Genomic DNA, 26,105 nt, shown 5'->3' with positions numbered 1-26,105 from the left:
GATCCGGCCGGGCTGACGCCGTGCCTCAGCCTTGGGGCAGGTCCTGCCGCTGGATGCCCTCGGGCGAGTCGATGGGCACTACGGGGGCTGTCGGCGTCGTCTCCAGCAGCCAATCCCGCAGATTTCGGCGCACTTGCAGCTCGAACTCCACGTTCAGGTCCTCCATCGCGCGGATGACGAGGTTTTCGGCGGCACGGGCACGGGCGGCGGTGCTGCCCCCGCCGCCGGTCGTGCTCCGCCGCGCCTCGGCCTCGGCGAAGGCGACACGGCGGTCGTTGTCGAGGATTTCCACGCGCGCGCGGAGGAGCACGGCGATGCCGTCGCCGGCGCGGGTGAGGCTGGCGGTTTCCACGACGAAGCGGGCACGGCCCGTGGTGCCAGAGGGGACGAGGCGGTCGCGCCCCATGCGCGCCACCTCCACGGCCGGCACGAGTGGCGCGGGGGGGTCGACCCGGGCATCGACCGCCTCCAGCACCTCAATATCCGCGACGTTCACGCGCAACGGCGTCAGGTAGGCGTAGCCGTCCACCCGCGGCAGCGGCGGCGGCAGGTCGCGCCCGCCGCAGGCCGCGAGGAGCAGGAGCGGTGCGCCAAGCACGAGGCGCCGGCCGGTCCCGGCAAGGCGATGCGTAGGAATGCCCTTCATGACGCGGTCAGTTCTCCGGTGGCGGCGCACCGCGTTAGCCGATCAGGCCCGCCCGGCGCCACCCCTCACCTCGTCGCGTTCGAAACGGAAGGCGAGGTTGCAGAACTCGCAGTTCATGGTGATCTGCCCCTCCTCGGCCATGTGGTCGAGGTCGCTCTCCGGGAAGCCCTGGAGCACGCCGGCCAGTCGGGCGCGCGAGCAGCGGCAGCCGTAGGAGAGCGGGCGGGCGGTATCCACCAGCAGTCCCTCCGCATGGAAGAGGCGGTGAAGCAGCACCTCGGAGGGAAGAGCGTCGTCCAGCATCTCCTCCTCCTTCACGGTGTCGGCGAGGATGGTCGCGGTGCGCCAGGCCTCGTCGGCCTCCTCGTTCTCCTGGCCGTCGATGCCGCCCTCGGCGGCCACGCGCTCGAGGATCAGGGCGGTCGCGCGCCAGCCCTCCGGCGTGCGGCGGCAGGCGAGGCGGACGAAGGCCTGGAGCTGCTCGGAGGTGCGGAAATAGGAATCCGTCATGTCCGCGAGCGTGTCACCGGCGATGGCGACGATACCCTGGTAGCGGTCCATGTCCGCGCCCTGGTCGCAGGTGAAGGCGAGATAGCCCCGGCCGAGAAGCTGACTGGCTTCCCCCCGGGGCGAGGTGCCCTCGGCCGCACGGGCGTAGCCGCGGAGGTCGCCGGAATCGGTGCAGTCGGCCAGCAGCATGGGCACCGGCCCGTCGCCCTTGGCCTGGAGCGAGAAGGAGCCCTGGAACTTCAGCGCGGCCGCAAGGCCCGCGGTCAGGGCCAGCGCCTGGCCGAGCAGGCGGGCGACGTCCAGCGGCAAGTCATGGCGGCCGATCAGCGCCTCCGCAAGGTTGCCGAGCCGCACGAGCCGGCCGCGCACCGGCCGCCCCTCCAGGTGGAAGGGCAGGATGGCGCGGGGAACCATCATATCGGGCACCGGCGGGCGCTCGTGGTTGAACAGGGCCGGGGTGTCGGAGGGGCGGGTGGAGTCTTGCACCCGCCCTACATAGTCAGCACCGCTCCCCGCTCCCAGGGTGTGCCACCCGCGCGGGGCGCATGGCGACCCCTCGGGCGGCTCCCCTTCGGCCGAACCTTGCCTCAGGAGAGAAGGTTGGCCGGCAGACCGTCCTCCATCGTGTCGTTCACGCGTCGCACGCCCTCGATCCGGTGCGCCATGGCCCGCAGCCCGCGCCGGACGGCGGCCGAGCGGGCGAAGCCCTGGAACTCCACCACCCCGTCCCGCACGTTGACGTAGGTGTAGAGGGTGTCCGCCCAGGGCTGCTCGCGGATCTCCCGCCAGAGCTCGGCACGGATCCGCTCGTCCTCGGCGCTGCCGGAGCCGAGCGGCGCAGGCGGGACGAGAAGGGCCTGGAGCAGGTCAGCGCGGGAGACGATGCCCACCAATTGCTCGTCCCGCAGCACGGGCACACGGCGGATCCCGCGTTCCTCCATTAAATGCGCGATGTGCTCGGCCGAGGCGTCCTCGTCCACGCAGATCACGTTGCGGGTCATCACGTCCTCGGCCAGCATGCCGTGCACCTGCGCGTAGCGCTCGGCGTCCCGGTCGCGGTTGCCGACGAGGCGGTGCAGCCAGCCGGGGCGCATGTCCTCGGCGCCGCTCAGCCGGCGGATCAGGTCCAGCTCGGTGACGATGCCAAGCATCCTGCCATTGGCGGCGAGCACCGGCACCGCGGAGATCCCGCGCTCCGCCAGCAGCCGCGCGACGGCGGCGACGGGCATGGTGGGCGGGATGCTCACCACCTCCCGCGTCATCAGGTCGCGGGCGGTAAGGGATTCCATGACAAGGGCTGACATCGCCTCTCTCCCGGATTATGTCCGGGGGGAAGACTGGGCCTGCCGGGCAGCGGGGGCCTTGATCCTGATCAAGGTCCCAGCGGCGGCCTCGCCCTCTTCAGCCGAGGCCCAGCGCCCAGAGCAGCACGCCCTTCTGCGCGTGCAGCCGGTTCTCCGCCTCGTCGAAGACGACGCTCTGCGGCCCGTCGATCACCTCCTCGGTGATCTCCTCCCCGCGATGGGCAGGCAGGCAGTGCATGACGATCGCGTCCGGCGCCGCGTGGCGCATGAGGGCGGCGTTGAGCTGGTAAGGGGCCAGCAGGTTGTGGCGGTTCACCGCCGCCGCGTCCGGCTTCTCGTCGGACATGGAGACCCAGGTATCCGTCACCACGCAGCGGGCGCCGCGCACGGCGGCAGCGGGGTCGTCCGTCTCCTCGATGCGCGCGCCCTCGCGCCGAGCCCAGGCGACGAGGTCGGCGGGCGCGCGCAGGGCATCGGGGGTGGCGAGGCGCAGCGTGAAGTCGAAGCGCGCGGCCGCCTGGATGAAGCTCTGCGCGACGTTGTTGCCGTCTCCCGTCCAGGCGACTGTTTGCCCGGCGATCGGCCCGCGATGCTCCTCGAAGGTGAGCACGTCGGCCATGATCTGGCAGGGGTGGGACACGTCGGTCAGGCCGTTGATCACCGGCACCGTCGCGTGCTCCGCCAAGCCACGAAGCTTCGAGACGTCGTCGGTGCGCAGCATGATGGCATCGACGTAGCGGGACAGCACCTTCGCCGTGTCCGCCGGCGTCTCGCCGCGGCCGAGCTGCATGTCGCGCCCCGAGAGCACCACCGCGTGGCCGCCGAGCTGCGTGATGCCCACCTCGAAGGAGACGCGGGTGCGGGTGGAGGGCTTCTCGAAGATCAGCGCCACGCTCTTGCCGGCCAGCGGCTTGCCCGGCACGCGCCCGGCCTTCGCCTCACGCGCCAGGTCGAGCATGCGGCGCAGCGTCGGCCCGTCGAAATCCATCACCTCGAGGAAGTGGCGGGGGGCCACCGGCCCCCCGTCCACGGTCCTTAACGCAGCGCTCACTTCGCCGCCGCCTTCGCCTCGCCGGGCGTCATGCGGAGGCAGGCGCGGTCGAGGAGGCGCAGCGCCTCGTCCACCTCGGCCTCGATGATGACGAGCGGCGGCGCGACCCGCAGCACGTTCATGCCGGCGGCCACCGTCAGCAGCCCCTCGGCCAGGGCCGCGCCCTGCATCTCGCCGTTGGAGACGGCGTCGGTCAGGCGAAGGCCGAGCAGCAGCCCCGCGCCCTGCACCCCCACGACCACCTTCGGGTGGCGCGCGGAGAGGTCGAGCATGCCGCGCCAGAGATAGCGCGCGACGTGATCGACCTTGTCGAGGAAGCCCGGCGCCAGGATCACGTCCAGCACGGCATTCCCCGCGGCGCAGGCGAGCGGGCCCCCGCCATAGGTGCTGCCATGGGTGCCGGGCTTGAGGTGCACCGCCACCTTCTCCTTCGCGAGCGTCGCCGCCAGGGGGAAGCCGCCGCCGATACCCTTGGCGGAGGACATGATGTCCGGCTCGATCCCGGCCCACTGGTGCGCCCAGAGCTTGCCGGAGCGTCCCATGCCGGTCTGCACCTCGTCCAGCGCCAGCAGCAGGCCGAACTCGTCGCAGGTGGCGCGCAGCTCCTGCAGGAAGCGGAGATCCGCCGGGCGCACGCCGCCCTCCCCCTGCACGGGCTCGATCATGATGGCGGCCGTCTCCTTCGTGATCGCGTCCCGCACGGCGTTCATGTTGCCGAAGGGAACGTGGTCGAAGCCGTCCACCGGCGGGCCGAAGCCCTCCAGGTACTTCTTGTTGCCGGTGGCCGAGATCATCGCGAGCGTCCGGCCGTGGAAGGCGCCCTCGAAGCAGATGGTGCGGAAGCGCTCGGGGTGGCCGGCATCGGCGTGGTACTTGCGCACCGCCTTCACCATGGCCTCGTTCGCCTCGGCGCCCGAGTTGGAGAAGTAGACGCTGTCCGCGAAGGGCGTGGCCTCGACCAGCCGTGCGGCGAGCCGCTCGGCCTGCGGGATGCGGTAGAGGTTCGAGCTGTGCATCACCTTGCCCGCCTGCTCCGCGATGGCGGCGACGAGGTGCGGGTGCGCGTGGCCGAGGCTGCTGGTCGCGATCCCCGAGCCGAAGTCGAGGTATCGTCGCCCCTGCCCATCCCACAGCCAGGCGCCCTCACCCCGCTCGAAGGCGAGGTCGGCGCGGTTGTAGTTCGGCATCAGGGCGGGGATCACGCGGCGTGGCCCTCCGGTAGGGCCCGCGGGCGGTGCGGGTGTCGCGTCGCCGGGCGGGAACGCGGGAAGATGGCGGAAAGGGCCCGTCGGGTCAAAGGACCAGGGGCCGCTTCCGGGCATGGCAGAAATGACGAAGGGGGCGCCGCAGTTGCGGCGCCCCCTTCAAGCCGGACCTGGATGGGTTCAGCTGCCCTGGTTGTTGAAGGCCGGGCTGCCGCCGGGGCCGGTGGCGCCGGTGCCGGTGGTCGGGGCCGTTGCGGCGGGGCGCGGCGTGGTCGTGCGGGCCCGAGCCTGGTTCACGTGGCGGCGGGCGCGGCGGGCCACCGGGCGGCAGTCAGACGGGTCGGTGGTGCCGAGGGTGCGGGACACGGCGGTGCCGGGCGGGTTGCCGGGCGTGCAGTCCGGGCGGCCGTCGACGTTCAGCGGATCGCCGGCGCGCTCGTTCACACGGTCGGCGGCGCGGCCAAGCGCGGTGCCGGGCGGGTTGCCGGGGGTGCCGTCGGCGGGGGTGCGGTCGCCGGTCACGCTATCAACCGCGCGCTGCGTGGCAGTGGAGGGCGGGTTGCCCGGCGTGCCGTCGCGGCGATTGGCGGTGTTCAGCGGGTCGCTGCTGCAGGCGGCCAGCCCGAGGAAGGCCAGGGCCAGCGTGGTCGCTTTCAGTGTGGCGGATGACATCAGGTCTCTTCCCGATCGAGTTGTTGCGGCCCCGCTATCGAAGCGGGACCTATGGGGCCAACGCGGCAATGCTGTCCCGGTTCCTGTGCAGAACCGAAGCGTTTCGCCACATGGGCCGGAATGTCACAGACCTGACAGAATGGTCATAAAGACGAAGGGCCCGGGCGCGAGCGCCCGGGCCCCGGATCGTCACGCCCGCCCGTTCAGCCGCGGCGGGCAGCGTCGTAGGAATAGGCCGGCAGCGAGGTCAGGCTTTCCCGCGTCGCGCCAGTGATGGTCCAACGGTTGTCGGCCGCCGACCAGCGAAGGTCGGACATCGGCACGGCGACCAGCTTCGCGCCGATGCCGAGGAAGCCGCCGACCGAGACCACCGCCATGGGCGACGAATTGCCCTGGGCGAGGATGATGTCGTCGATCGAGCCGATGGACTCGTTACGCTCGTTGAAAACGCTGGCGCCGATGATGCGGCTGGCGCGCTCGGTCTGCGCTGCCGGCGCCGTGGCGGCCGTGCCCGCGCCAGCCATCGCCCCAGTCGCCGCGGCGCCGCGGCCTGCGGTCGTGCCGCTCCGGCCGGCTGGATCGGCCGGGGCATTACCGGCCGCGTTGTTCTGCAGCGGCACGGACATCGTGCCAGCCCGCGCCTGGCCGCCATCGGGCGTAGTGTTCACCGCACCGGGCTGGCCGCCGCCGGTCACCTGGCTGTTCTGGCTCGGGCTGGCCGCGCCACGGGTGCTGCCCATCCGGCTGGGATCGGCATTGGCGGCTGCCGGCTCGTTGCTGCGCTCCCCGCCGCCAGCGGCCTGGCCGCGGCCCGTCACCGTCGCGCGGTTGCCCTCGGCCGCGGGGCCGGCGGAGCGCTCGTTGTTGCCGCGCTCGTTCTCGGGGAAGGCGCCGGAGGTATTCGTGCCGAGGGCGCGGTCGATGCCGCGGGTGACGACGGTGCCCGGGGGATTGTCAGGCGTGCCGTCGGGGCGACCGGCAGTGTTGGCGGGGTCGCCCGCGCGCTGGTTCGCGCCCTGCGCGTTGTCCAGGGCCCGGTCTGTGGCGCGGCCGAGCGCCGTGCCCGGCGGGTTGCCCGGCGTGCCATCCGGTCGGTTCTGCGTGTTCAGCGGATCGCCCGCGCGCTGGTTGGCACCGGAGACGGCATCGCCGGCACGGTCCGCCGCGCGGCCCAGGGCGGTGCCGGGCGGGTTGCCGGGGGTGCCGTCGGGCGGCGTGACGTTGCCGGTCGCTGCGTCGGCGGCGCGCTGGGTGGCAGTGGAGGGCGGGTTGCCCGGCGTGCCGTCCCGCTGGGCGCCCGTCTGGGCACCTGTCTGCGCCTGGGCGACGGCGCCCATGGCGAGAAGGGCGGCGGCGGCGGTGAAGCCGAGCAGGCGGGACTGGCTGGAACGAACGGTCACGCGTCGTCTCCTCTCGATGGGTTCATTCGGTCGCCGCCGCCTGGCCAGGCCGGGACGATGACGGGAACGGCTCAGCGGGCGCCGGGGCGCCTGGTTCGGTCGTTTCGATGCTTGGATCGACCATAGGAACGCCCCCCGGCGGGGCGGGGTTTCGCGGGGCCGGGCGGTCTCAGGCCCCTCCCCCCTTCGGCCGCGGCGTGGCAGGCTCCGGCGGAAGCAAGGAAGGCCATGGGCGAGAGAGACGGATCAGGCGGCGGGAAGGAGCGGAAGGCCGGGCGCGGCCCGCGCGAGCGCCGTCCCATCCTGGCCGGCCCCGCTCCCACCGAGGCGCGGCTGCACGAGGCCGCGCTGAACCATCTCGCGCGCTTCGCCGCGACCGAGGCGGGGCTCGCGCGCGTCCTGACCCGCCGCGTCGGCCGCTGGGCGCAGCGCGCGGCGGCGGAGGGGATGGCGCCCGAGGCCATCGCGCCGCTCGCGGCTGCGGGGCGGGCGGCGGCCCTGGCCGTGGCGAAGCGGATGGTCGCGGCCGGCGCGGTGGACGACGCCGCCTTCGCCGCCGCGCGCACCCGCCGCCTCTCCCGCGCCGGTCGTTCGCGCCGGGCCATCGCGGCGCACCTGGCCGCCAAGGGCGTGGGCGGGGAAACCGCCGCCGGCACGCTGGAGGAGGCCGGGACGGACGAGGTGACGGCGGCCCTCGCCCATCTGCGCCGCCGCCGCCAGGGCCCTTTTGACCGCAACCCGCCGGAGGAGGCGGAAGCCGCCCGCGCCGCCCGGATGAAGGCCATGGGCGCTCTCGCCCGCGCCGGCTTCCCGCGCGAGGTGGCGGAGGCGGCGCTCGACACCGACCCCGCCGAGGCCGAGGCGCGGATCATCGCTTCCCGCCAGGGCTAGGGGCCGACCGGCCCCGGAGAGAGCCTGGGGCGCTGGATCCCGCTCTGGCTGTCGTGGAACCTTCCTGAACGTGCCGTCGCCTCTGGTCATCGGCCCGAGGCACCCCCGCCGTTCAAGGGTTCAAGCTCGAAGAAAAGATGATGGGAGGGGGTCTAGGGAGGGAAGAACTCCTTCTTCTCCCCTGCGGCCATAAGCACGGCAGAAGAAGCCCAGCGCATGGTGTCCCCGCCCCTCCCCGGCCTATACCCGCGCGCATGCGAGTGATCTTCACCCAGGCGGGCATCCTGCGCGGCGCGCGGCGGGGCGTGCCGATGCTTCTTGGGATCGCGCCCTTCGGTCTCGTCGTCGGCGTTATCGCGCTCGGGAAGGGGTTGAGCCTGGCCGAGACGCTCGTAATGAGCGCGGTAGTCTTCGCCGGCGCCTCGCAGTTGCTGGCGCTGGAGCTTTGGACGAACCCGCCGGACGTGCTGGCGGTGGCTATTGCCGCCTTCGTTGTGAACATCCGCCTCGTGCCGCTGGGTGCCGCGCTGGCCTTCTGGCTCGACCACCTGCGCGGGTGGCGGCTCTGGGGCTCGCTGTTCTTCGCGGTAGACCACTCCTTCGCCCTCTCGGTCGCGGAGCATCGCGCGGGCGGGCGGGACGCGGGGTTCCTTCTCGGCCTCGGAGTCTTCACCTGGGTGGGATGGGTGGCCTCGACCGCCGCGGGGCACCTGCTGGGCGCAGCGGTGGCACTGCCGGCCGACCACCCCCTGTTCTTTGCGGCGACGGCGACCTTCGTCTCGATTCTCGTCGCGCTCTGGCGAGGTCCGCGGCAGGACGTGCCGGCCTGGCTCGTGGCTGCGGCCGTGGCGGTCGGGGCCCAGGCGCTGCGCCTGCCGCCGCCGGTGCCGCTGCTGGCCGGCGCGCTCGCGGGGGCGACGACGGCCACCCTGGCCGAGACGCGCCGCCGCCGGCAAGGCGAGGAGGGTGGCGCGTGACGCTTCGCTGGGACGTGACGGTGGCGATCCTGGCCATGGGGATCGTCACCTATCTGTGCCGCGCGGGCGGCTACGCGGTGCTGCGGGCGGTGCGCACGCCGCCCCTCGTGGACGCGCTGCTGCGGAACCTCCCGGCCCCGCTCTTCGCCGCCTACGTCGCCCTGGCCCTCTCGCGCCAGGACCTGGCGGCGGTGCTGGCAAGCATCGTCTGCGCGCTGGTGCAGGTGCGGTGGCGCAGCTTCGGCGCCTCGATCATGGCGGGCGTCGCGGCGATGGCCGCGTTGCGGTGGTTGGGGATGTAGCGCGGGACCGGCCGTGAAATAGCTCTTCGCACGCGGCTTGATCGGGTTTAACCCGCTCTCCACATCGAAGCGCGCACGGAGGCGCCCGCATGTCCAAGATCCACGTCATCCACGAGAACCCGGAATGGCTGCCGCCGCTGGCGCGCGCCTTTGACCAGCGCGGCCTGCCCTGGGCGGAGTGGAACCTTTCCTCCGGCAGCTTCGACCTCTCCTCCCCGCCGCCGGAGGGGGTTTTCTACAACCGCATGTCCGCCTCCTCCCACACGCGCGGGCATCGTTACTCGGCGGAGCTGACGGCGGGCGTGCTCGCTTGGCTGGAGCGCTTCGGGCGGCGCGTGGTGAACGGCCCGCGGGCGCTGGACCTCGAGATCAGCAAGGTGCGGCAGTACGCGGCGCTGGAAGCCGCCGGCGTCGCGGTGCCCGGCACCGTTCTAGTGCGCGGTGAGGCCGAGGACGTGGTCGCCGCCGCCCGCCGCCGCTACGGCACGGGCCCGCTCATCCTGAAGCCTAACCGCGGGGGCAAGGGCCTCGGCGTCCGGCTCTTCTCCGATGCCGATTCCCTGGCCGCCTTCCTGGCCGACGCGCCAGAGGACGAGCAGCCGGCCGACGGCCTCTGGCTGCTGCAGGACTATATCCGCGCCGCCCGCCCCTTCATCACCCGCGCGGAGTTCGTCGGCGGCCGCTTCCTCTACGCGGTCGAGGTGGACACCTCCTCGGGCTTTGAGCTCTGCCCGGCGGATGTCTGCGAGGTGCCGGCGCCCTCCGCCGCCATCGGCGATGCGGCCTGCCCTGTGGGCACCGCGCCGGGCCCGCGTTTCCGCGTTCTGCCCGAGGGGATCGAGCCGGCGCTGCGCGAGCGGCTGGAGGGCTTCCTCTCGGCCAACGGCGTCGAGGTCGCGGGCATCGAGTTCATCCGCACGCCCGAGGGCGCGGTGCTGACCTACGACGTGAACACGAACACGAACTACAACCCCGACGCCGAGGCCGCGGCGGGCCTGGCCGGCACCGACCGCTCCGGCCCCGGCGCCATCGCCTCCTTCCTCGGGCGGGAACTCGCGCGGACGCAGCGGGTGGCGGCCTGACCTTCCTCCCGGGGCCGCGTTCGCCGCGGCCCCAGGATGGCGCTTAGATGTCCGCGAAAAGCTCCGTCGAGAGGTAGCGCTCGGCGAAGCTGGCGGCGATGGCGACGACCAGCCCTCCCGCCATCGCCGGGTCGCGCGCCACCTCGATCGCCGCGTGCAATACGGCGCCGGAGGAGATGCCGATCGGAATGCCCTCCTCCCGCGCGCAGCGGCGGGCGGCGGCCAGGGCCTCTCCCTCCGAGACGCGCAGCACGGCATCCATCCGCTCCAGCTCCAGCACCGAGGGCCGGAAGCCGGCGCCGATGCCCTGGATGTCGTGGGGACCGGGCTCGTCGCCCGAGAGAACGGCGGATTCCGCGGGCTCCACCGCGATCACGCGCATCCCCGGCCGGCGCGGCTTCAGGGCGCGGGCGATGCCCGTCAGCGTGCCGCCCGTGCCGACTCCGCCGACCACCGCATCCACCTCGCCGCCGGTATCCGCCCAGATCTCCTCGGCCGTGGTGGCGGCGTGCATCGCGGGGTTGGCAGGATTGTCGAACTGGCGCGGCATCCAGGCGCCCGGCGTCTCCGCCACCAGGGCCTCGGCGCGGGCGATGGCGCCGGCCATCCCCTTGGCGGCGGGGGTGAGGACGAGTTCCGCGCCGAGCAGCGCCATCATCTTCCGCCGCTCCGCACTGGCGCCATCGGGCATGGTGACGACCAGGCGGTAACCCTTGGCCGCCGCGACGAAGGCGAGGGCGATGCCCGTGTTGCCCGACGTCGGCTCGATCAGTGTCGATTCGCCCGGCGAGATGAGGCCGGCGCGCTCCGCCTCCTCCACCATCGCGAGGCCGATGCGGTCCTTCACCGAGCCGAGCGGGTTGAAGAACTCGAGCTTCAGGGCCAGCCGTGCAGGCAGGGATTCCGCCGCCTCCAGCCGGGGCAGGCGCACGAGCGGCGTTGCGCCGACGGTCTCGAGAATGCTGGCGTAGAGGCGGCCGCGCGGCGGGTTGGCGGGAGGGTTGGACATCCGGCGGATTTACCACGCGCGGCCGGGGTGGCGTCCACCACCCAACCCACGTGCCGCGAGGGGTTCATCCTCTTTATTCAGCGAAAATCGATCGTTTCATTTCGTTGACCCTGCGACGATTCACGCCGAATTCTCGGGCATCGCCAACCCGTCCCGAGAGGGGGCTTCCGATGCGAGAGACCCGCCGCGACCGGGGATGTCGGCGCTGAACGCGCCGCCATTCCCCTGCCCTTTCCAAGCCGGGCCCTGCCCGAACGGACACATGATGACCCGCTCCCTTTTCCTGCCTGCCCGCCGCGGCCCCTTCGCCGCCCTTCGCGCCCTGCTGGAGCGCGCCTTCCCCCGCGCCCCGCGCCCGCCGCGCCAGTCCGAGATCGAGAGCGCGCTACTGCGCGCCATGGGGAGCCTGTGACCATGCGCGGCTCACGGCCGATCAGCGTGGACGGGCGCTTCGTTGGCGTCGCCGTGGCGCGGGAGGCGGACTGGATGTTCCTCGCAACCGATCCCGGCCTCGAGGATCTGGAAGGCATGGCCTTCCCCGATCCCGCCGAGGCCGCGCGCGTGGCGCGACTGGTGGTGCTGCGCTCCCGCGGGCGCGTTACCGCCTGAGGGCGGCTACCACATCGTCTCCTTCGCCCGCGCCGCCCAGCTGGAGTCGTAGGGCTCGCCGCCGACCTCCCCCTTGCTGAGGGCGGCGAGGATGCGGCCCGGCGTCGGCAGGCTGCCCGGCGCCACCCTCGCCTCCGGCTCCCAGAGGCGGGCGCGGATGACCGCGCGGGCGCACTGGAAATAGACGGTCTCCACCGTGACCACGATCACGCTGCGGGGCGCCTTCCCCTCCACCGCGAAGCTTTCCAGCAGGGCGGGCGCGACCGAGATCTGCGCGCGCCCGTTCACGCGCAGCGCGTTGCCGTGCCCGGGGATGAGGAACATCAGCGCCACCCGCGGGTCGCGCAGGATGTTGCGCAGGCTGTCCACGCGGTTGTTGCCGCGGCGATCGGGCATCAGCAGCGTGCGCGGATCGGCGATGCGGACGAGTTCGCCCGGGCGGTCGCCGCGCGGTGAGCAGTCCAGCCCTTCCGGGCCGCTGGTGGCCAGGGCGAGAAAAGGTGAGGCCTCGATCATCGCCCGGTACTCGGCGGTGATGTGAGGCACCTCCTTTACCGTGGAGGCGTCGCCCGGCACCCCGTAGAGGGCCTCTAGCTGGGCGAGGTCGGTGATGACGTCGGTGTTGATACCAATGTTCGTGCCGGGCATCGGGGTCTCCCCTATGGATCGTTGCTGCACCCGCGCGCGGCGCGCCGCAAGACGGTCGCAGCTCCCGTCACGAAAGCGTCGCACATCCGGCCCGGCGGTTCCGTGGGACACGGGCCCGGCCTAGCCTTCGCGTATGCAGGATCTTCACGGCGTCTTCCCCTATCTCGTCTCCCCCATCGGCCCGGACGGTCGGGTGCTGGACGAGGTGCTGGCACGGCTGGTCGAGCACCTGGTCGCCGCCGGCGTGCACGGGCTGACGCCGCTCGGCAGCACCGGGGAGTTCGCCTATCTCAACGCCGAGCAGCGCCGCCGCATCATCGAGGTGGTGGTAGAGGCCGCCGCCGGTCGCGTGCCGGTCGTCGCCGGCATCGCCGCGACCACGACGGCCGAGGCAGTGCGCCAGGCACGCGAGGCCGAGGCGCTCGGGGCGGACGGCATCCTGGCGATCCTCGAGGCCTATTTCCCCGTGCCAGAGGCTGGCGTGGTCGCCTATTTTACCGCCGTCGCGGACGCGGTGGAACGGCCGGTGGTGCTCTACACCAACCCGCAGTTCCAGCGCTCCGACCTCTCCCTTCCCGCCCTCGAAGCCCTCTCCCGCCACCCGCGGATCGGTTACGTGAAAGATGCCTCCACCAATACCGGGCGGCTGCTCTCGATCATGGACCGCACCGAGGGCCGGATGCGGGTCTTCGCCGCCTCCGCCCATATCCCGGCCGCGGTGATGCTGATCGGCGGCGTCGGCTGGATGGCGGGTCCGGCTTGCGCCATTCCGCGCCAGAGCGTGCGGCTCTATGAATTGTGCCGCGCCGAGGACTGGGCAGGCGCCATGGCCCTGCAGCGCCGGCTCTGGCGCATCAACGAGCTTTTTGCCCGGCACGCCCTGGCGGCCTGCATCAAGGGCGCGCTGGAAATCCAGGGTTTCGCGGTCGGCACCCCGCTGCCACCCCAGCCCGCCCTCTCCGCCGAAGGGCGGCGGGAGGTGGAAGGCGCGCTGTTCGATCTGGAAATGCACGCTGAGAGTGCGTAGATTGGGGGAATGCAGCCCTCCCTTCGACTCCTGCGCCAGGACCGCGCCCTGACAGCGGTCTCCGTTCTTCTCGATGTCGCCTTCCACGCCGGGCGAGGGGCGAACGGCGCCGTGGCGGGAGGCGCGGAGATCGCGGACCGCCTCGGCGCCGCCCGGCGCGGCATCGAGCCCGTCTTCCAGGCCCTCTCCCGCGCGGGGCTGCTCGAAGGCGTCCGTGGGCCGCGCGGTGGCTACCGCCTGGGCCGCCGTCCCCGCGACATCCGCCTCTCCGAGGCCGTGGCCGCTGTGGCGGAGGGCACGGAAGGGGGCAGCGACCTGTCTGGGGCGCTCCACCAGGGCGTCGTCGCGCCGCTTTGGAGCGAGCTGGACGAAGCCCTGCGCGAACGCCTCCAGGGGATGACTCTGGAGGACCTGCTTCGCCGTGCCCAAGCCGCCGGGCTCCAGCGGCCCTCGGCAGAGCCGTTGAACTTCGCCATCTAGGCTGGCGCTGCGGCCCCGGAGAGGGCCTGAGGCCCTTGGATCCGCCCTTTGGCTTTCGCGATCATTTCCTGATCGTGCAGCCGCCTCGGGTTCATGACCTCAGGCGCACCGGCCGTCGAAGCATTCAAGCAGATAGAGAAAGATGATGGTGAGGGATCTGGGGAGAGGAAGAACTCTTTCTTCCTCTCCCCAGCGCCACCGCATCGTTCACCGAGGAGCGCGCATCGTGACCGTCACCATCTACCACAACCCGGCCTGCGGCACGTCCCGCAACACCCTTGCCCTCATCCGCAACAGCGGGGAGGAGCCGGAGGTGATCGAGTACCTGAAGACCCCGCCCTCGCGGGAGGTGCTGGCGGACCTCATCCACCGCATGGGCGTGCCGGTGCGGGATGTGCTGCGCGAGAAGGGCACGCCGTATGCGGAGCTGGGTCTCGGCGATCCATCCCTGACCGACGAGCAGTTGCTCGACGCCATGATGGCGCATCCGATCCTCATCAACCGGCCGATCGTGGTGACGCCGCTCGGCGTGCGGCTGTGCAGGCCCTCCGAGACAGTGCTGAACCTCCTGCCGGACCCGCAGCGCGATGCCTTCAGCAAGGAGGGCGGCGCGTCGGCGATCGATGCCGAGGACCGGCGCGTGGACAGGGGACTGCTGGATTAGGGGCCGCCGCGTCGGGCGGGGAGGCGGCTTGTCACGGGCCGCCTGGGCACCGCTTCAGCCCGCGGGCTCCTCCGGCGTGCCCTTCGGCTCCACGGCGCCGCGGCGCTGAAGGGCGTTCAGCACGATCCAGCAGAGAAGCGCCCATCCCGCGCCGCCGCACCAGCCGGCCAGCACGTCCGTCGGCCAGTGGACGCCGAGATAGACGCGGCTGATCCCCACCATCAGCGTGGTGAGGATGGCGACGGCGAGGACGTAGAACTTCGTGCGCCCGAGCGGGGCGACGCGCATGAGCAGGGCGCCCAGCGTCAGGTAGGCCACCGCCGAGAGCATGGCGTGGCCACTCGGGAAGCTGGCCGTATAGACCTCCACCGCATGGGGTACGAGGTCGGGGCGCGGGCGGGCAAAGCCGATCTTGAGGACGCTGCTGACGAGCATGCCGCCGCCGATCGCCAGCGCAGTGAACAGCGCGCTGGCGCGCCGGCCGGAGAGGAGGAGGAACCCCACCACCGCGAGCGTCACGTAGCCGAGGATCACGTGGCTGCCGAGTGCGGTGACGTCCCGCGCCGCCTCCTCGAGCCAGCGGGGGCCTATAGGGTCGCCGAGATCGGCCGGGTTGCGGAGGGCGAGGAGGATGTGGCGGTCGAAGGCGGGGGTGTCGCCGTCCGTCACCTCCGCCGCGAGCTTGGCGAAGCCGAACAGGCCGGCGGCGACCGCCAGAACGGCGGCCAGAGCGCCGAGTTCCTGCCGCGCGAGGAAGTCGCGTAGCCGGCGCGGCGCGGTGGGCGGAAGGGGAATGCCTCTCACCTTGTCAGGGTGCCTCGGCGGCGTCCGCGACGGCCAGCGTCGTCCGCACGCCGCGGGCGACGTCCAGGCCCTCGAGCACCTCCGCGTGCACGGCCATGGTGGTGGGGGTGGCGGCGCCATGGATCTCGGCGAAGGCGGCCTCGGCCGCGTCACGCCCCTGGCCGATCCGCACGAGGGCGTCGAGCGGCGCCTGGCGCGTGGCGTCGAAGAGCCACCACTTGCCGCCGAGAAAGGCCTCGAACACCGCGTGGAAGTCGGGCGGCACGAGGCCCGGCGCGTGGGCGGAGATGAAGCGGGCGGGGATGCCCAGTGCCCGGCAGAGCGCAACGGCCAGATGCGCGAAGTCCCGGCAGACGCCAGCGCCCGACAGAAGCGTGTCCGTTGCCGTGGTGGTGGGGGCGGAGGCGCCGCGGAGATAGGTGATACGGTCGTGCACCCAGTTGCAGACGGCGGTCACGCGCGCATGTCCCTCGGGCGCGTCGCAGAACTCGCGCAGCGCCAGGCGCTCCAGCCGGTCGGACTCGCAGAAGCGGGAGGGCCAGAGATGGGGCAGCACCTCCGGCGGCAGCTCGGCCGGCGCCGTCTGCCCGACCTCGCCGGGGTCCACCACATGCGGGGACAGATCGACCTCCGCCTCGTGATGGATGAGGAGGTCCGTGCCTGCCTCGGCATGGATGCGGAGGTAGCGGTTGCCCGTGCCCGGCACCGTCCAGCTCTCGGTCCGCGCGCCCTCCGGCGTGATCGTCAGGGTCTCGCGCAGGATCCGCTGCCGCGGCGTCTCGGCCGGCTGGATGTTCAGGATGAGGGTGGCGGGGCCGGTGACCTGGTAGCCGAGGTCGCAGCCGACGAGGATCTTCATGGCGGGCCTGGAAGGATGGGATTTCCGGGGCACAACGACCCTGGCCCCTTCGCGATGCGCGCTGCCCGCGATTTCCTCGCCCGGGCCTGTGCGGACGCGCGCGGAGCCGGTGTAGGCTCCCGCGGCACCGGAGGAACCCGCATGGACCAGCTTCCCGAAACCCCGCCCCCCGTGGAGATGATCTCGCCCCCGCTGTTCGAGCGCCTGGGGCGGCGCGGCTTCGTCGGCTCGGTGGGCGGGGCGGCCGGCTACACGCTGGCCGCGGGTCCCGTCATGGCCCAGACGATCGTGACGACGCCGGCAGAGGGACTGGTGGCCGGGGAGGTGAGCATCCCTGCCGGTGACCGCGCCCTGCCCGGCTACCGCGCCCGACCCGCCACAGGGCGCGACTGGCCGGTGGTGCTCGTCTGCCAGGAGATCTTCGGCCTGCACGAGTACATCAAGGATGTCTGCCGCCGCCTGGCGCGGGAAGGCTACCTCGCCGTGGCGCCCGACTACTACGTGCGCCAGGGCGACGCGGCTGCGGCCCCCGATGTCGGCGCCGCCGCGGCCATCGCCGGCCGAAAGCCCGACGACGAGCTGTTCCGCGACCTCGACGCCACCCTCGCCTGGGCCGGGCAGGACGGCGGCAGCGCGGAAAAGGTGGCGATCATCGGCTTCTGCCGGGGCGGTCGGAACGTCTGGGCCTACTCGGCACAGAACCCGCGGCTGAAGGCGGGCGTCGCCTGGTACGGGCCCGTGGCAGGGCAGGCCAGCACCCTGACGCCGCGCGTGCCGCTCGACATGGCCGCCGACATCAAGTGCCCCATCCTCGGCCTCTACGGCGAGGCGGACACGGGCATCCCCGTGGACAGCCTTCGCCAGATGGAGACGCGCATGCGCGAGGCCGGGAAGCGCTTCACCCTCGTGATCTATCCAGGCGCGCCGCACGGCTTCCACGCGGACTACCGGCCGAGCTACCGCAAGGAGGCGGCCGAGGCGGGATGGCGGCTGATGCTCGAATTCCTGAAGGGGAACGGCGTGAGCTGAGAGAACCGGCCGGCGCTTGCGGCTGCCGGAGAGGGCCCTGCCCTCTCCGGCACCTCTCCCGCCAAGGGCCTGAGGCCCTTGGATCCCCGTCTGTCGTCGCGGATGCGGTGATTGGGGGGGGACGGCTCCATCGCAGCCCCCTTCCCGCGCGTGCAGTCGCCTCAGCTCTATGACCTGAGGCGCAACCGCCACAAAGCATCCCGAGCAGATAGAAAAAGCTGATGGTGAGGGGTCTGGGGAGAGGAAAAATTCCTTCTTCCTCTCCCCGGAGTCACCCGCGCTGGCCCGCCCCGTCCCGAAGCTGGTGGAGGATGCCACCAGCCGCCGCCCGCCCGGTGGCGAAGCAGGCGGTGAGGAGATGGCCGCCGGTCGGCGCCTCCCAGTCGAGCATTTCCCCGGCGGCAAAGAGCCCGGGGAGGCGGTGCAGGCCGAAATCCCCGTCCAGTTCGTTCCATTGAATGCCACCGGCCGAGGAGATGGCGCGGTCAAGGCCGGAGACGCCGGTGACGCGGAGCGGGAGCGACTTGATGGCGGCCTCTGCCGGGGCGGCGCCCTCGCGCAGCAGGGCGATGGTGGCGGGCGGCAGGGCGAGCTGGCGGCGCAGGTGGTTGGAGAGCGACTGGCCGCGGCGCGGGGCGGCGAGGCGGCGAGCGACCTCCTCAGCGGTCATGTCGGGGCGGAGGTCGAGGGTGACGGTCGCGCTGCCCTGGGCCGCCGCGACGTCGCGGATGGCGGCCGAGAGGGCATAGACGGCGCCGCCCTCCAGGCCCTGGTTGGTGATCACCGCCTCTCCCCGCACGGTTCGCCCGGCAAAGGAGAGGGCGATGCGCTTGAGGGGCGTTCCGGCGAAGCGGGAGCGCAGGTGCTCGGACCAAGGGATGAGCAACCCGCAATTGGCAGGGCGGAAGGGCGCGACGGCCACCCCGCGCGCGGAAAGAAGCGGCACCCAGGCCGCGTCGGAGCCAAGGCGCGGCCAGGAGGCGCCTCCAAGCGCGAGCAGCGTGGCATCGGGCGTCAGGCGCAGAGGCGCGTCGCCCGGGCGCTCGAAGGTCAGGGCGCCATCGGCATCCCAGCCGGTCCAGCTGTGGCGGCTGAGCAGAGTGACACCCCGTCCAGCGAGGCGCGCGAGCCAGGCGCGCAGCAGCGGCGCCGCCTTCATTGCGCGAGGGAAGACGCGGCCACTGGTGCCGGCGAAGGTGGGCTGGCCCAGCGCCTCGCACCAGGCGCGCAGGGCTTCCGGCGGAAAGGCGCGTACTGCAGGCTCAAGGCGCGGGCGCGCGGCGCCGTAGCGAGAGAGGAACGTCTCGAGCGGTTCGGTATGGGTAAGGTTGAGACCGCCGCGCCCGGCCATCAGCAGCTTGCGAGCGGGGCTGGGCATGCGATCCAGCACGGTGACCGCAACGCCCGCTTCCGAGAGGACCTCCGCCGCCGCCAGCCCCGCAGGGCCGGCGCCGACGATGGCGACCCTGCCGCGCGCCGGCGGCGCGACAGTCAGCCGATCAGCGATCGCGCTCGACCAGCAGGGTCTTGATGTGGCCGATCGCCTCCGCCGGGTTCAGCCCCTTCGGGCAAGTCCGGGCGCAGTTCATGATCGTATGGCAGCGGTAGAGGCGGAACGGGTCCTGGAGCTGGTCCAGACGCTCGCCCGTGTACTCGTCGCGGCTGTCGGCGATCCAGCGATAGGCCTGGAGGAGCACGGCCGGGCCGAGATAACGATCGCCGTTCCACCAGTAGGAGGGGCAGGAGGTCGTGCAGCAGAAGCAGAGGATGCACTCCCACAACCCGTCGAGCTTGGCGCGCTCCTCCTTGGACTGCAGGCGCTCGCTGTCCGGCGGCGGCGCGGTGTCGGCCTTCAGCCAGGGCTGGATGGAGGTGAGCTGGGCATAGATCTGGCCGAGATCCGGCACGAGGTCCTTCACCACGGGCATGTGCGGCAGCGGGTTGATCCGCACCTCGCCGTGCACGTCCTCGATCGGCTTGAGGCAGGCGAGGGTGTTCAGCCCGTCGATGTTCATCGAGCAGGAGCCGCAGATGCCCTCGCGGCAGGAGCGCCGGAAGGTGAGCGTCGTGTCCACCTCGTTCTTGATCTTGATCAGCGCGTCCAAGACCATCGGGCCGCACTTGTCGAGATCGATCTCGTAGGTGTCCATCCGCGGATTCTCCCCCGTGTCCGGGTCCCAGCGGTAGATCTTGAAGGAGCGCACGTTGGTGGCGCCGGCCTCGGCCTTATAGGTCTTGCCGGTGCCGATCGTGCTGTTCTTCGGGAGGGTGAAGGTCGCCATGGGTTCCGGGGCTTCCTAGAGCGCGATCAAGGGGGCTGGGGCGTGGTGATCCATGCCCTAGTAGACGCGGGCCTTGGGCGGGAAGACCTGGACCTCGTTCGTGAGGGTCCGCATCTTCACGTCGCGGTAGTCGAGCCGCACCTTGTACTGGTCGTTCACCCAGGCCAGCGTGTGCTTCATCCAGTTCTGGTCGTCGCGCTCGGGGTAGTCCTCGTGCGCGTGGGCGCCGCGGGACTCATGCCGGGCCTCGGCGCCGGCCACCGTCGTCAGCGCGTTGCCGATGAGGTTGTCCAGCTCCATCGCCTCGACGAGGTCGCTGTTCCAGATGAGGCTGCGGTCGGCGATGCGGATGTCGCTGTAGCCCTGCGCCACCTTTTCCATCTTCTCCACGCCCTCCTTCAGCAGCTCGGAGGTGCGGAAGACGGCGGCGTGCTCCTGCATCGTGCGCTGCATGCGCCCGCGCAGCTCGGCCACCGGCGTGCCGCCGTTAGCGTGGCGAACGCGGTCAAGGCGGGCCAGCGCGTTTTCGCCGGCGCCGGCGGGAAGCGGCGCCTGGGCGACGCTGGAGCGGATGGTCTCCTTCGCGCGGTGAGCGGCGGCACGGCCGAAGACGACGAGATCGAGCAGCGAGTTGGTGCCGAGGCGGTTCGCGCCGTGCACAGAGACGCAGGCCGCCTCGCCCACTGCCATCAGGCCGGGCACCACCGCGTCCTGATCGGTCGCGGTCGGGCGCAGCACCTCGCAGTGGATGTTCGTGGGGATGCCGCCCATGTTGTAGTGGACGGTCGGGAGCATCGGGATCGGCTCCTTCGTCACGTCCACGCCGGCGAAGATCTTCGCCGTCTCGGAGATGCCGGGCAGGCGCTCGTGCAGCAGCTCGGCGCCGAGGTGCTCGAGATGCAGGTGGATGTGATCCTTCTGCGGACCGACGCCACGGCCCTCGCGGATCTCCATCGACATCGCGCGGGAAACGACGTCGCGGGAGGCGAGGTCCTTCGCGGTCGGCGCGTAGCGCTCCATGAAGCGCTCGCCTTCGGAGTTCGTGAGGTAGCCGCCCTCGCCACGCGCACCCTCCGTCACGAGGCAGCCGGAGCCATAGATGCCCGTCGGGTGGAACTGCACGAACTCGTTGTCCTGCAGCGGCAGGCCGGCGCGCAGCACCATGCCGCCGCCATCGCCCGTGCAGGTATGGGCGGAGGTGCAGGAGAAGTAGGCGCGGCCATAGCCGCCGGTCGCCATCACGACCGTCTGGGCGCGGAAGCGGTGGATGGAGCCGTCCTCGAGGCACCAGGCCATGACGCCGCGGCAGGCGCCCTCCTCGTCCATGATGAGGTCGAGGGCGAAGTACTCCACGAAGAACTCGCAGTTGTGCTTCAGCGACTGCTGGTAGAGCGTGTGCAGGATCGCGTGGCCGGTGCGGTCGGCGGCGGCGCAGGCGCGCATGGCCGGCGTCTTGCCGTAGTCCTGCATGTGGCCGCCGAAGGGCCGCTGGTAGATCTTGCCATCCTCCGTGCGGGAGAAGGGCACGCCGTAGTGCTCGAGCTCGATGATCGCCGGGATGGCCTCGCGGCACATGTACTCGATGGCGTCCTGGTCGCCGAGCCAGTCCGACCCCTTCACGGTGTCGTACATGTGCCAGCGCCAGTCGTCCTCGCCCATGTTGCCAAGGGCCGCGCCGACGCCGCCCTGGGCGGCCACGGTGTGGGAGCGGGTGGGGAAGACCTTCGTGATGCAGGCGGTCTTGAGGCCGGCCTCGCCCATCCCGAAGGTGGCGCGCAGGCCCGCGCCGCCGGCGCCGACCACCACCACGTCATAGGTGTGGTCCACGATGCGATAGGCTGCCCCGTTGATCCCAGGGCGGGGCGGCTGGCTGATGGCGTTCATCGCTGGCTCTCGTGGGTCATGGCGCCGTCGCCGGCGCGGGGTTCATGGCGCCGTTACGGGCGCGGTTCGCTGCGCCGTCTTGGGCGCGGGTTCTGTCTTGCCCGAGGGCAGGCCAGGCCGCTCGCCACGGGGCAAGGGCCACAAGGCGCCGCCGGGGGCGGGGCCGGGCGGTGGGCTGCCCGGCTTCATCACCGATATAGGGTGCCATCGCGCGGTGGGGAGTGCCCGGAGGGGCAGGCCGGCACCGCGCGGGGCGCATCAGCCGGCCACCGCCAGCCGCAGCACCGAGAGGGCGCAGAGCAGGCCGAAGACCCAGCAAGCGCCGCGGATGAGCAGGCCCGCCACCATCGCGCTGCGCTCGGGGCGGATGTAGTCCTCGATCACCACCTGCAGGCCGCCAGCGGTGTGATAGAAGCCGATGCCGATCAGCAGCAGCATGAGCACGGCGTTGAACGGCCGTCCAACCCAGCGCGCGATCTCCTCGTAAGGAGCGCCGGCATGGGAGGCGATGCCGATGATGAACCAGAGCATCAGCGGCAGCAGCGCGATGGAGGTGACGCGCTGCATCCACCAGTGATGCGTCCCGCTCTTGGCGGAGCCGTTCTGGCGCACGCGGCCGAGCGGCGTCTGCAGGCGGGTCTGGTGGGCGGTGGTGGAGGGGTAGTTCTCGCTCATCGGTCAGGCCCTCTCACGACGCCCAGGCGATCGCGGCGACGATCCAGGTCAGCACGGTCAGCACCCCGGTGCCGATGATCACGGCCCAGCCGGTACGATAGGTGGTGGGGATGTCGTAGCCGTAGCCGGCATCCCAGTAGAGGTGCCGGACGCCGGCCAGCGTGTGGTACCAGATCGCCGCGGTGAGACCGAAGAGCAGGATCACGCCGATGAAGCTGCCCATGAACCACTGCACGTTGGCATAGGCGGAGGGGCCCGAGGCCAGAGCCACGATCCACCACACGAAGAAGACCAGGCCCACCGACCAGGCGCTGCCGGTGATCCGGTGCATGATCGAGGTGGCGCTGGTCATCTGCAGCATGTCGTAGACCTGCAGATGCGGGGAAAGCGGCCGGCGGACGAGGGTGCCGTCCGTGCGGCGGCCCACCATGGTGGCCTCGCGCGCGTCGTGGTGATTCTCTGCCATGCGCCGTCCTGCGTGGGTTGCGGCCGGGCCTGTGACAGTTCGGCAACCGGCCGCCGCTTTTATGGTGCGGCACGGCGAAGCGTCAATCGCACGGAATCAAGGCATTGCGAACAGGTCGCAAGTAGCGGCTGCTTCAGCGGCCGAGCGCGCCCCGGCGGTGCAGTTCCTCGGCGATCTGCACAGCGTTCAGCGCCCCACCCTTGCGCATGTTATCCGCCGCGCACCAGAGCGCGAGGGCGTTCGGCACGGCCCGGTCCGCCCGGAGTCGCGAGACGAAGACAGGGTCCTCCCCCACCGTCTCAAGCGGGGTGACGTAGCCGCCGTCATCCCGCCGGTCGAGCAGGGTAAGGCCGGGGGCGCCGCGAATGGCCTCCCGCGCCTCGGCCTCGTCGATCGGCCGGTCGAACACCGCCTGGACCGCGACGGACTGGCCGATGAAGACCGGCACGCGCACGCAGGTGGCGGTGACAGGGAACTCGCCGCCCAGCAGGCGCGGCAGGTCCTCGGCGATGGCCTCCTCCTCCTCCGTCCGGCCGTCCTCGCCGAAGGCGCCGATATGGGGGATGAGGTTGAAGGCAATCGGCTTGGTGAACTGCTCGGGGCTTGCCGTGTCGTTCACGAAGACGCCGCGGGTCTGGCTGAACAGCTCGTCCATGGCGTCCCGCCCAGCGCCCGAGACAGGCTGGAGCGAGGTCGCGACCACCCGGAGGAGGCCGCCCAGCGCCTGCAGGGGATGGAGAGCCATCGCCATCAGGATGGCGCCGGCGACAGGGTTGGCGACAATCCGCGGGTTCCCGGCCAGCGCGCCGGGATTCACCTCGGGTACCACCACGGGGGCGTCAGGGTCGCTCATGCCGGTCGCGTCGATCACGGTGCAGCCGGCCGCCACGGCCCGGCGGGCCAGCAGCACCGGCGCGGGCGTGCCGGGAGCCATGAAGAGAAGGTCGGTCCCCGCCCAGTCGTGGCGCTCGACCGCCTCCACCACCAGGTTCCGATCGCCGTGCGACATGGCGCCGCCGACGGCGCGGCCCGAGGCCAGGGCGGCGAAGGAGGCGGTGGGAAAGTCCCGCTCCGCCAATGTCTTGACGATCTCGCGCCCCATCTGCCCGGGGGCCGCGGCCACGGCGATCCGATAACTCATCCAGAAACCCTCCGCCGGCACCCTTGCCGGGAACGGCGGGCCGCAGATGGCCCGATCCTCCCCCGCGCGCAAGCGGGGGAGGACCGGCCACCCTTCTCAGGCCGCGCGCACCCCCCGGAGGAAGCCCTCGGACTTCTCGCGCAGGATGGCGGTCTGGCTGGCCAGGGTTTCGGTCGCGGTCAGCATGGCCCCGGCCGCGCTCCCCGTCTCCTCGGCAGCGGCGCGAACCCCGGCGATGGCATGGTTCACCCGATCCGTCCCCCCGGCCACCTCGGTGGCGCTGCGGGCGATCTCGCGGGTGGTCGCGCCCTGCTCCTCCACCGCGGCGGCGATCGCGGTCGCGATGCCGCTGGTGCGCTCCACCGTCGCGCCGATGCCGCGGATGGCCTCGACCGCGCCGGCCGTCGCCGCCTGCATCTGCTGGATCTGGGTAGAGATTTCCTCGGTCGCCTTGGCGGTCTGGGCGGCCAGGGTCTTCACCTCGCTCGCCACCACCGCGAAGCCGCGGCCCGCTTCACCGGCGCGCGCGGCCTCGATCGTGGCGTTCAGCGCCAGCAGATTCGTCTGCCCCGCGATGTCGCCGATCAGCCGCACCACGTCCCCGATCCGGGCCGCGCTGTCGGACAGGCCGCGCACCGTGCCGTCGGTCGCCCGCGCCTCGGACACCGCCTGGGCGGCGACCTCCGCGGCCTCGGCCACCCGGCGGGTGATCTCGGTGATGGAGGCGGCCATCTCCTCGGCGGCGGCGGCGACGGCCCCCACCTCGCCGCTGGCGCGGGCAGCCACCTCGGCCACCTCGGCGGCCTCCCGGCCGGAGCGGCCGGCGGTCTCGTGCACGCCGCCGGCGGCGCGGCGGAGCGACTCGACCTCGCCCGCCAGACTCTCCACCACGGCGCCCACCTCGGCCTCGAAGGTGTCGGCCAGACGGGCCTCCTCGGTCGCCAGGCGCCAGGTCAGCATCGGGCCGGCATAGGCACCGCGGCCGTCGCGGATGGCGGAGGCCTGCAGGTCCACCACCTCCGAGCCGGCGCGCAGCCGGGCGCGGTGCGGCAGCGCCGCGGGGTCGGTCAGCACGGCGCGAAGCTCGGCCAGGCCCCTGATCGGCAGGGCGTCGATCGACTGGCCGAGCACCGGCCCCTCGATCCCGAGGCGGGCGAGCACCGCGCCCATCTCGGCGTTCACATGAGTGACGTGGAGCGAGGGATCGGCGGCCATCAGGCCGAGTGGCATCTGCTCGATCATCTGAGCCTGGCCGAAGGCGCGGCCGACCGTGCCGCGCAGTTCCTCGAGGGCGGCGGTGATGCGGCCGGTCTCGTCGCGCCGGGTGCCGTCGGTGATCTCGGCCGGTGTCGGGGGCGAGGTGTCGCCCGAGGCGATGGCCCGCACCCGCACCGCGGCCCGGCGCAGGGGCGCGCCGATCGCCCGCGCGCTGGCCCAGGAGGAGATCAGCAGGATCAGCGCCACGGTGCCGCCGATCAGGAGGGTGAAGCTCTCCACACTGCCCATCGCGCCTTCCATGAGGGCGCGGCGCTCGACCTGGTCCTCGTGCAGGAGGCGACTCGCCTCCGCCAGCGCCTCGCGGGCGGCCTTGCTCGCGGGCTCGGCCTCCTCCTTACGGATCTTCGCGAGGTCGGCGACGGTCTGGAGGATGGTCTCGGAGGCCTCGGACAGGTTGGTGGCCAGGGCTGCGATGCGTTCCACGTCCTCCTTCAGGCGGGGGGAGAGGGAGAAGGACTGCACGCCGCGCAGGTGCACGCGCTGCTGCGCCAGCGCCCGCCGGGTGCGCCGGGCCTGCGCGTCCTCGCCGGTCACGAGGTAGCGCTGCACAGCCAGCCGCGCCTCGTTCACGCCGTTGCTGAAGGTGATCACGCGGGCGCGGATCTCGTCCATCTGGCTGCGGTCCGGCACCTCGAACTCGAGGGCGCCGAGCACGGCCTCCATGCCCTGGTCGAACTCGCCGTTCACCCGGTAGAGCCGCTCGTCGCGCGCCTCGATCATGCGGGTGCGGGCCGCCAGCATGCGCGAGATGGCGGCGCCATAGGCTTGGATGGGCGGGATGGCGGCCCGGGCGGCATCCCGCGCCGCGGGCAGGGCGGTCAGGGCGGCGGCCTTCTCGGCCAGCTCGGCGGCGGCGGCCAGGGCGGCCTGCCCCTCCTCCGCGGCCTTCTGCGCCGCGGGGAGGCTCTGGGCGGTGCTGAGGTCGGACTCCGCGACCGGAGCCCGGCCCGCGCTCGCCCCCGCCTGCTCCACGAGGGAGACGACGTTGGAGGCGGTGGTCATGCCGACCTGCTGGTCGTTCATCTCCCGCAGCTCGGTCCAAACGATCCCGACCAGCCCGGAAAGAAGGAGAAGGGCGAGGCCCGCCGTCGCGCCGAGCTTTCGGGCGACGGATAGGTTCTGGAAAGCGCGCATGTTCCGCAAACGGCTCCGCTGTGGATTGCCGCCATTTCACGCCCGAATCCCTAATCCAGGGATAATGAGCCCTGTC

28 protein-coding genes are annotated in these 26,105 nt (G+C 72.1%); 10 read left to right on the top strand and 18 right to left on the bottom strand.

What is annotated here, in order from left to right; all coding sequences use genetic code 11:
- Positions 1–25 precede the first annotated feature (25 nt).
- From D9599_RS18800 to D9599_RS32305, 7 genes are all read right to left on the bottom strand, one after another.
- On the bottom strand, positions 26–646 hold the full coding sequence (locus D9599_RS18800; protein ID WP_198382817.1) for a hypothetical protein: 621 nt from the start codon (positions 644–646) through the stop codon (positions 26–28).
- Positions 647–688: 42 nt separating this feature from the next.
- Positions 689–1,642 (bottom strand): Hsp33 family molecular chaperone HslO, encoded by a 954-nt coding sequence (locus tag D9599_RS18795; protein WP_309228659.1) that lies wholly within the window; start codon positions 1,640–1,642, stop codon positions 689–691.
- Positions 1,643–1,743: 101 nt separating this feature from the next.
- On the bottom strand, positions 1,744–2,460 hold the full coding sequence (locus D9599_RS18790; RefSeq protein ID WP_198382816.1) for a CBS domain-containing protein: 717 nt from the start codon (positions 2,458–2,460) through the stop codon (positions 1,744–1,746).
- 97 nt (positions 2,461–2,557) lie between these two features.
- Positions 2,558–3,511, bottom strand: a complete 954-nt coding sequence (gene argF / locus D9599_RS18785) for an ornithine carbamoyltransferase (protein WP_198382815.1) — start codon at positions 3,509–3,511, stop codon at positions 2,558–2,560.
- Positions 3,508–4,713 carry an aspartate aminotransferase family protein gene (locus D9599_RS18780; protein ID WP_198382814.1) on the bottom strand — a complete coding sequence of 402 codons (1,206 nt, stop codon included), beginning with the start codon at positions 4,711–4,713 and terminating at the stop codon, positions 3,508–3,510. The genes argF and D9599_RS18780 overlap by 4 nt, the downstream gene beginning before the upstream one ends.
- Positions 4,714–4,896: 183 nt before the next feature.
- Entirely contained in the window at positions 4,897–5,388 is a 492-nt protein-coding gene (locus tag D9599_RS18775; RefSeq protein WP_198382813.1) for a hypothetical protein, read from the bottom strand.
- 203 nt (positions 5,389–5,591) lie between these two features.
- Positions 5,592–6,788, bottom strand: coding sequence for a PRC-barrel domain-containing protein (locus D9599_RS32305; RefSeq protein ID WP_198382812.1), 1,197 nt, complete (start codon positions 6,786–6,788; stop codon positions 5,592–5,594).
- Positions 6,789–7,016: 228 nt separating this feature from the next.
- Between D9599_RS32305 and D9599_RS18765 the strand changes: the two genes are divergently transcribed.
- From D9599_RS18765 to D9599_RS18750, 4 genes are all read left to right on the top strand, one after another.
- The gene (locus D9599_RS18765) at positions 7,017–7,679 is read left to right on the top strand and encodes a RecX family transcriptional regulator (RefSeq protein ID WP_198382811.1); all 663 of its coding nucleotides are present in this window, start codon (positions 7,017–7,019) and stop codon (positions 7,677–7,679) included.
- A 254-nt stretch (positions 7,680–7,933) separates the two neighbouring features.
- Complete coding sequence (locus D9599_RS18760) at positions 7,934–8,656, top strand: AzlC family ABC transporter permease (protein WP_198382810.1); 723 nt, start codon at positions 7,934–7,936, stop codon at positions 8,654–8,656.
- Positions 8,653–8,958: an AzlD domain-containing protein gene (locus D9599_RS18755; RefSeq protein ID WP_309228658.1), complete on the top strand. Its 306-nt coding sequence runs from the start codon at positions 8,653–8,655 to the stop codon at positions 8,956–8,958. The genes D9599_RS18760 and D9599_RS18755 overlap by 4 nt, the downstream gene beginning before the upstream one ends.
- An 89-nt stretch (positions 8,959–9,047) precedes the next feature.
- Positions 9,048–10,040: a RimK family alpha-L-glutamate ligase gene (locus tag D9599_RS18750; protein WP_198382809.1), complete on the top strand. Its 993-nt coding sequence runs from the start codon at positions 9,048–9,050 to the stop codon at positions 10,038–10,040.
- 43 nt (positions 10,041–10,083) lie between these two features.
- On the opposite strand, the gene cysK is transcribed toward D9599_RS18750, so the two are convergent.
- Positions 10,084–11,049 (bottom strand): cysteine synthase A, encoded by a 966-nt coding sequence (cysK, locus tag D9599_RS18745; RefSeq protein ID WP_198382808.1) that lies wholly within the window; start codon positions 11,047–11,049, stop codon positions 10,084–10,086.
- Positions 11,050–11,314: 265 nt separating this feature from the next.
- Here cysK and D9599_RS18740 point away from each other — a divergent pair, with 265 nt between their 5' ends.
- Together D9599_RS18740 and D9599_RS18735 are read left to right on the top strand one after the other, a co-directional pair.
- Complete coding sequence (locus D9599_RS18740; RefSeq protein WP_198382807.1) at positions 11,315–11,461, top strand: hypothetical protein; 147 nt, start codon at positions 11,315–11,317, stop codon at positions 11,459–11,461.
- Positions 11,462–11,463: 2 nt separating this feature from the next.
- Positions 11,464–11,658 (top strand): hypothetical protein, encoded by a 195-nt coding sequence (locus D9599_RS18735; protein WP_043837097.1) that lies wholly within the window; start codon positions 11,464–11,466, stop codon positions 11,656–11,658.
- Positions 11,659–11,664: 6 nt separating this feature from the next.
- Here the strand turns inward: D9599_RS18735 and D9599_RS18730 are convergent, their stop codons facing one another.
- Positions 11,665–12,306: a pyridoxamine 5'-phosphate oxidase family protein gene (locus D9599_RS18730; protein WP_198382806.1), complete on the bottom strand. Its 642-nt coding sequence runs from the start codon at positions 12,304–12,306 to the stop codon at positions 11,665–11,667.
- A 133-nt stretch (positions 12,307–12,439) separates the two neighbouring features.
- Here D9599_RS18730 and D9599_RS18725 point away from each other — a divergent pair, with 133 nt between their 5' ends.
- From D9599_RS18725 to arsC, 3 genes are all read left to right on the top strand, one after another.
- Positions 12,440–13,333 carry a dihydrodipicolinate synthase family protein gene (locus tag D9599_RS18725; protein WP_198382805.1) on the top strand — a complete coding sequence of 298 codons (894 nt, stop codon included), beginning with the start codon at positions 12,440–12,442 and terminating at the stop codon, positions 13,331–13,333.
- Positions 13,334–13,342: 9 nt separating this feature from the next.
- On the top strand, positions 13,343–13,813 hold the full coding sequence (locus D9599_RS18720) for an Rrf2 family transcriptional regulator (RefSeq protein WP_198382804.1): 471 nt from the start codon (positions 13,343–13,345) through the stop codon (positions 13,811–13,813).
- Between the two features lie 223 nt (positions 13,814–14,036).
- Positions 14,037–14,477, top strand: coding sequence for an arsenate reductase (glutaredoxin) (gene arsC / locus D9599_RS18715; RefSeq protein WP_198382839.1), 441 nt, complete (start codon positions 14,037–14,039; stop codon positions 14,475–14,477).
- Between the two features lie 54 nt (positions 14,478–14,531).
- Here arsC and D9599_RS18710 read toward each other — a convergent pair whose 3' ends face one another.
- Positions 14,532–15,281, bottom strand: a complete 750-nt coding sequence (locus D9599_RS18710) for a phosphatase PAP2 family protein (RefSeq protein ID WP_309228657.1) — start codon at positions 15,279–15,281, stop codon at positions 14,532–14,534.
- A gap of 4 nt (positions 15,282–15,285) precedes the next feature.
- Complete coding sequence (locus D9599_RS18705; protein WP_198382802.1) at positions 15,286–16,140, bottom strand: transglutaminase family protein; 855 nt, start codon at positions 16,138–16,140, stop codon at positions 15,286–15,288.
- Between the two features lie 141 nt (positions 16,141–16,281).
- Here D9599_RS18705 and D9599_RS18700 point away from each other — a divergent pair, with 141 nt between their 5' ends.
- Positions 16,282–17,169 (top strand): dienelactone hydrolase family protein, encoded by an 888-nt coding sequence (locus D9599_RS18700; protein ID WP_198382801.1) that lies wholly within the window; start codon positions 16,282–16,284, stop codon positions 17,167–17,169.
- Between the two features lie 271 nt (positions 17,170–17,440).
- Here the strand turns inward: D9599_RS18700 and D9599_RS18695 are convergent, their stop codons facing one another.
- The 7 genes from D9599_RS18695 to D9599_RS18665 all read right to left on the bottom strand — a co-directional run bounded on the left by D9599_RS18695 (position 17,441) and on the right by D9599_RS18665 (position 26,029).
- Positions 17,441–18,664, bottom strand: coding sequence for a TIGR03862 family flavoprotein (locus tag D9599_RS18695; RefSeq protein ID WP_232480672.1), 1,224 nt, complete (start codon positions 18,662–18,664; stop codon positions 17,441–17,443).
- A gap of 4 nt (positions 18,665–18,668) precedes the next feature.
- The gene (locus D9599_RS18690; protein WP_198382800.1) at positions 18,669–19,451 is read right to left on the bottom strand and encodes a succinate dehydrogenase iron-sulfur subunit; all 783 of its coding nucleotides are present in this window, start codon (positions 19,449–19,451) and stop codon (positions 18,669–18,671) included.
- Positions 19,452–19,508: 57 nt separating this feature from the next.
- Positions 19,509–21,335, bottom strand: a complete 1,827-nt coding sequence (gene sdhA, locus D9599_RS18685; RefSeq protein WP_198382799.1) for a succinate dehydrogenase flavoprotein subunit — start codon at positions 21,333–21,335, stop codon at positions 19,509–19,511.
- A gap of 258 nt (positions 21,336–21,593) precedes the next feature.
- Positions 21,594–22,010 carry a succinate dehydrogenase, hydrophobic membrane anchor protein gene (gene sdhD / locus D9599_RS18680; RefSeq protein ID WP_198382798.1) on the bottom strand — a complete coding sequence of 139 codons (417 nt, stop codon included), beginning with the start codon at positions 22,008–22,010 and terminating at the stop codon, positions 21,594–21,596.
- 13 nt (positions 22,011–22,023) lie between these two features.
- Positions 22,024–22,476 (bottom strand): succinate dehydrogenase, cytochrome b556 subunit, encoded by a 453-nt coding sequence (gene sdhC / locus D9599_RS18675; protein ID WP_198382797.1) that lies wholly within the window; start codon positions 22,474–22,476, stop codon positions 22,024–22,026.
- A 133-nt stretch (positions 22,477–22,609) separates the two neighbouring features.
- Positions 22,610–23,617 carry an aspartate-semialdehyde dehydrogenase gene (locus tag D9599_RS18670; protein ID WP_198382796.1) on the bottom strand — a complete coding sequence of 336 codons (1,008 nt, stop codon included), beginning with the start codon at positions 23,615–23,617 and terminating at the stop codon, positions 22,610–22,612.
- A gap of 96 nt (positions 23,618–23,713) precedes the next feature.
- Positions 23,714–26,029 (bottom strand): methyl-accepting chemotaxis protein, encoded by a 2,316-nt coding sequence (locus tag D9599_RS18665; RefSeq protein WP_198382795.1) that lies wholly within the window; start codon positions 26,027–26,029, stop codon positions 23,714–23,716.
- Positions 26,030–26,105 lie beyond the last annotated feature (76 nt).

The sequence above is a fragment of the Roseomonas sp. KE2513 genome (genome assembly GCF_016107305.1).
GTDB lineage: Bacteria > Pseudomonadota > Alphaproteobacteria > Acetobacterales > Acetobacteraceae > Roseomonas.
This window is presented reverse-complemented; position numbering and strand designations above follow the sequence as displayed.

Excerpts from the sequence above, each read along its gene's own strand:
- D9599_RS18700 (WP_198382801.1), top strand. The coding sequence starts at position 16,282 with ATGGACCAGCTTCCCGAAACCCCGCCCCCCGTGGAGATGATCTCGCCC.
- D9599_RS18670 (WP_198382796.1), bottom strand. The coding sequence starts at position 23,617 with ATGAGTTATCGGATCGCCGTGGCCGCGGCCCCCGGGCAGATGGGGCGC.
- D9599_RS18800 (WP_198382817.1), bottom strand. The coding sequence starts at position 646 with ATGAAGGGCATTCCTACGCATCGCCTTGCCGGGACCGGCCGGCGCCTC.
- D9599_RS18775 (WP_198382813.1), bottom strand. The coding sequence starts at position 5,388 with ATGTCATCCGCCACACTGAAAGCGACCACGCTGGCCCTGGCCTTCCTC.
- D9599_RS18665 (WP_198382795.1), bottom strand. The coding sequence starts at position 26,029 with ATGCGCGCTTTCCAGAACCTATCCGTCGCCCGAAAGCTCGGCGCGACG.
- D9599_RS18725 (WP_198382805.1), top strand. The coding sequence starts at position 12,440 with ATGCAGGATCTTCACGGCGTCTTCCCCTATCTCGTCTCCCCCATCGGC.
- sdhD (WP_198382798.1), bottom strand. The coding sequence starts at position 22,010 with ATGAGCGAGAACTACCCCTCCACCACCGCCCACCAGACCCGCCTGCAG.
- D9599_RS18790 (WP_198382816.1), bottom strand. The coding sequence starts at position 2,460 with ATGTCAGCCCTTGTCATGGAATCCCTTACCGCCCGCGACCTGATGACG.
- D9599_RS18740 (WP_198382807.1), top strand. The coding sequence starts at position 11,315 with ATGACCCGCTCCCTTTTCCTGCCTGCCCGCCGCGGCCCCTTCGCCGCC.
- D9599_RS18765 (WP_198382811.1), top strand. The coding sequence starts at position 7,017 with ATGGGCGAGAGAGACGGATCAGGCGGCGGGAAGGAGCGGAAGGCCGGG.
- D9599_RS18690 (WP_198382800.1), bottom strand. The coding sequence starts at position 19,451 with ATGGCGACCTTCACCCTCCCGAAGAACAGCACGATCGGCACCGGCAAG.
- cysK (WP_198382808.1), bottom strand. The coding sequence starts at position 11,049 with ATGTCCAACCCTCCCGCCAACCCGCCGCGCGGCCGCCTCTACGCCAGC.
- sdhA (WP_198382799.1), bottom strand. The coding sequence starts at position 21,335 with ATGAACGCCATCAGCCAGCCGCCCCGCCCTGGGATCAACGGGGCAGCC.
- D9599_RS18720 (WP_198382804.1), top strand. The coding sequence starts at position 13,343 with ATGCAGCCCTCCCTTCGACTCCTGCGCCAGGACCGCGCCCTGACAGCG.
- D9599_RS18735 (WP_043837097.1), top strand. The coding sequence starts at position 11,464 with ATGCGCGGCTCACGGCCGATCAGCGTGGACGGGCGCTTCGTTGGCGTC.
- D9599_RS18750 (WP_198382809.1), top strand. The coding sequence starts at position 9,048 with ATGTCCAAGATCCACGTCATCCACGAGAACCCGGAATGGCTGCCGCCG.
- D9599_RS18730 (WP_198382806.1), bottom strand. The coding sequence starts at position 12,306 with ATGCCCGGCACGAACATTGGTATCAACACCGACGTCATCACCGACCTC.
- D9599_RS18705 (WP_198382802.1), bottom strand. The coding sequence starts at position 16,140 with ATGAAGATCCTCGTCGGCTGCGACCTCGGCTACCAGGTCACCGGCCCC.
- D9599_RS18760 (WP_198382810.1), top strand. The coding sequence starts at position 7,934 with ATGCGAGTGATCTTCACCCAGGCGGGCATCCTGCGCGGCGCGCGGCGG.
- sdhC (WP_198382797.1), bottom strand. The coding sequence starts at position 22,476 with ATGGCAGAGAATCACCACGACGCGCGCGAGGCCACCATGGTGGGCCGC.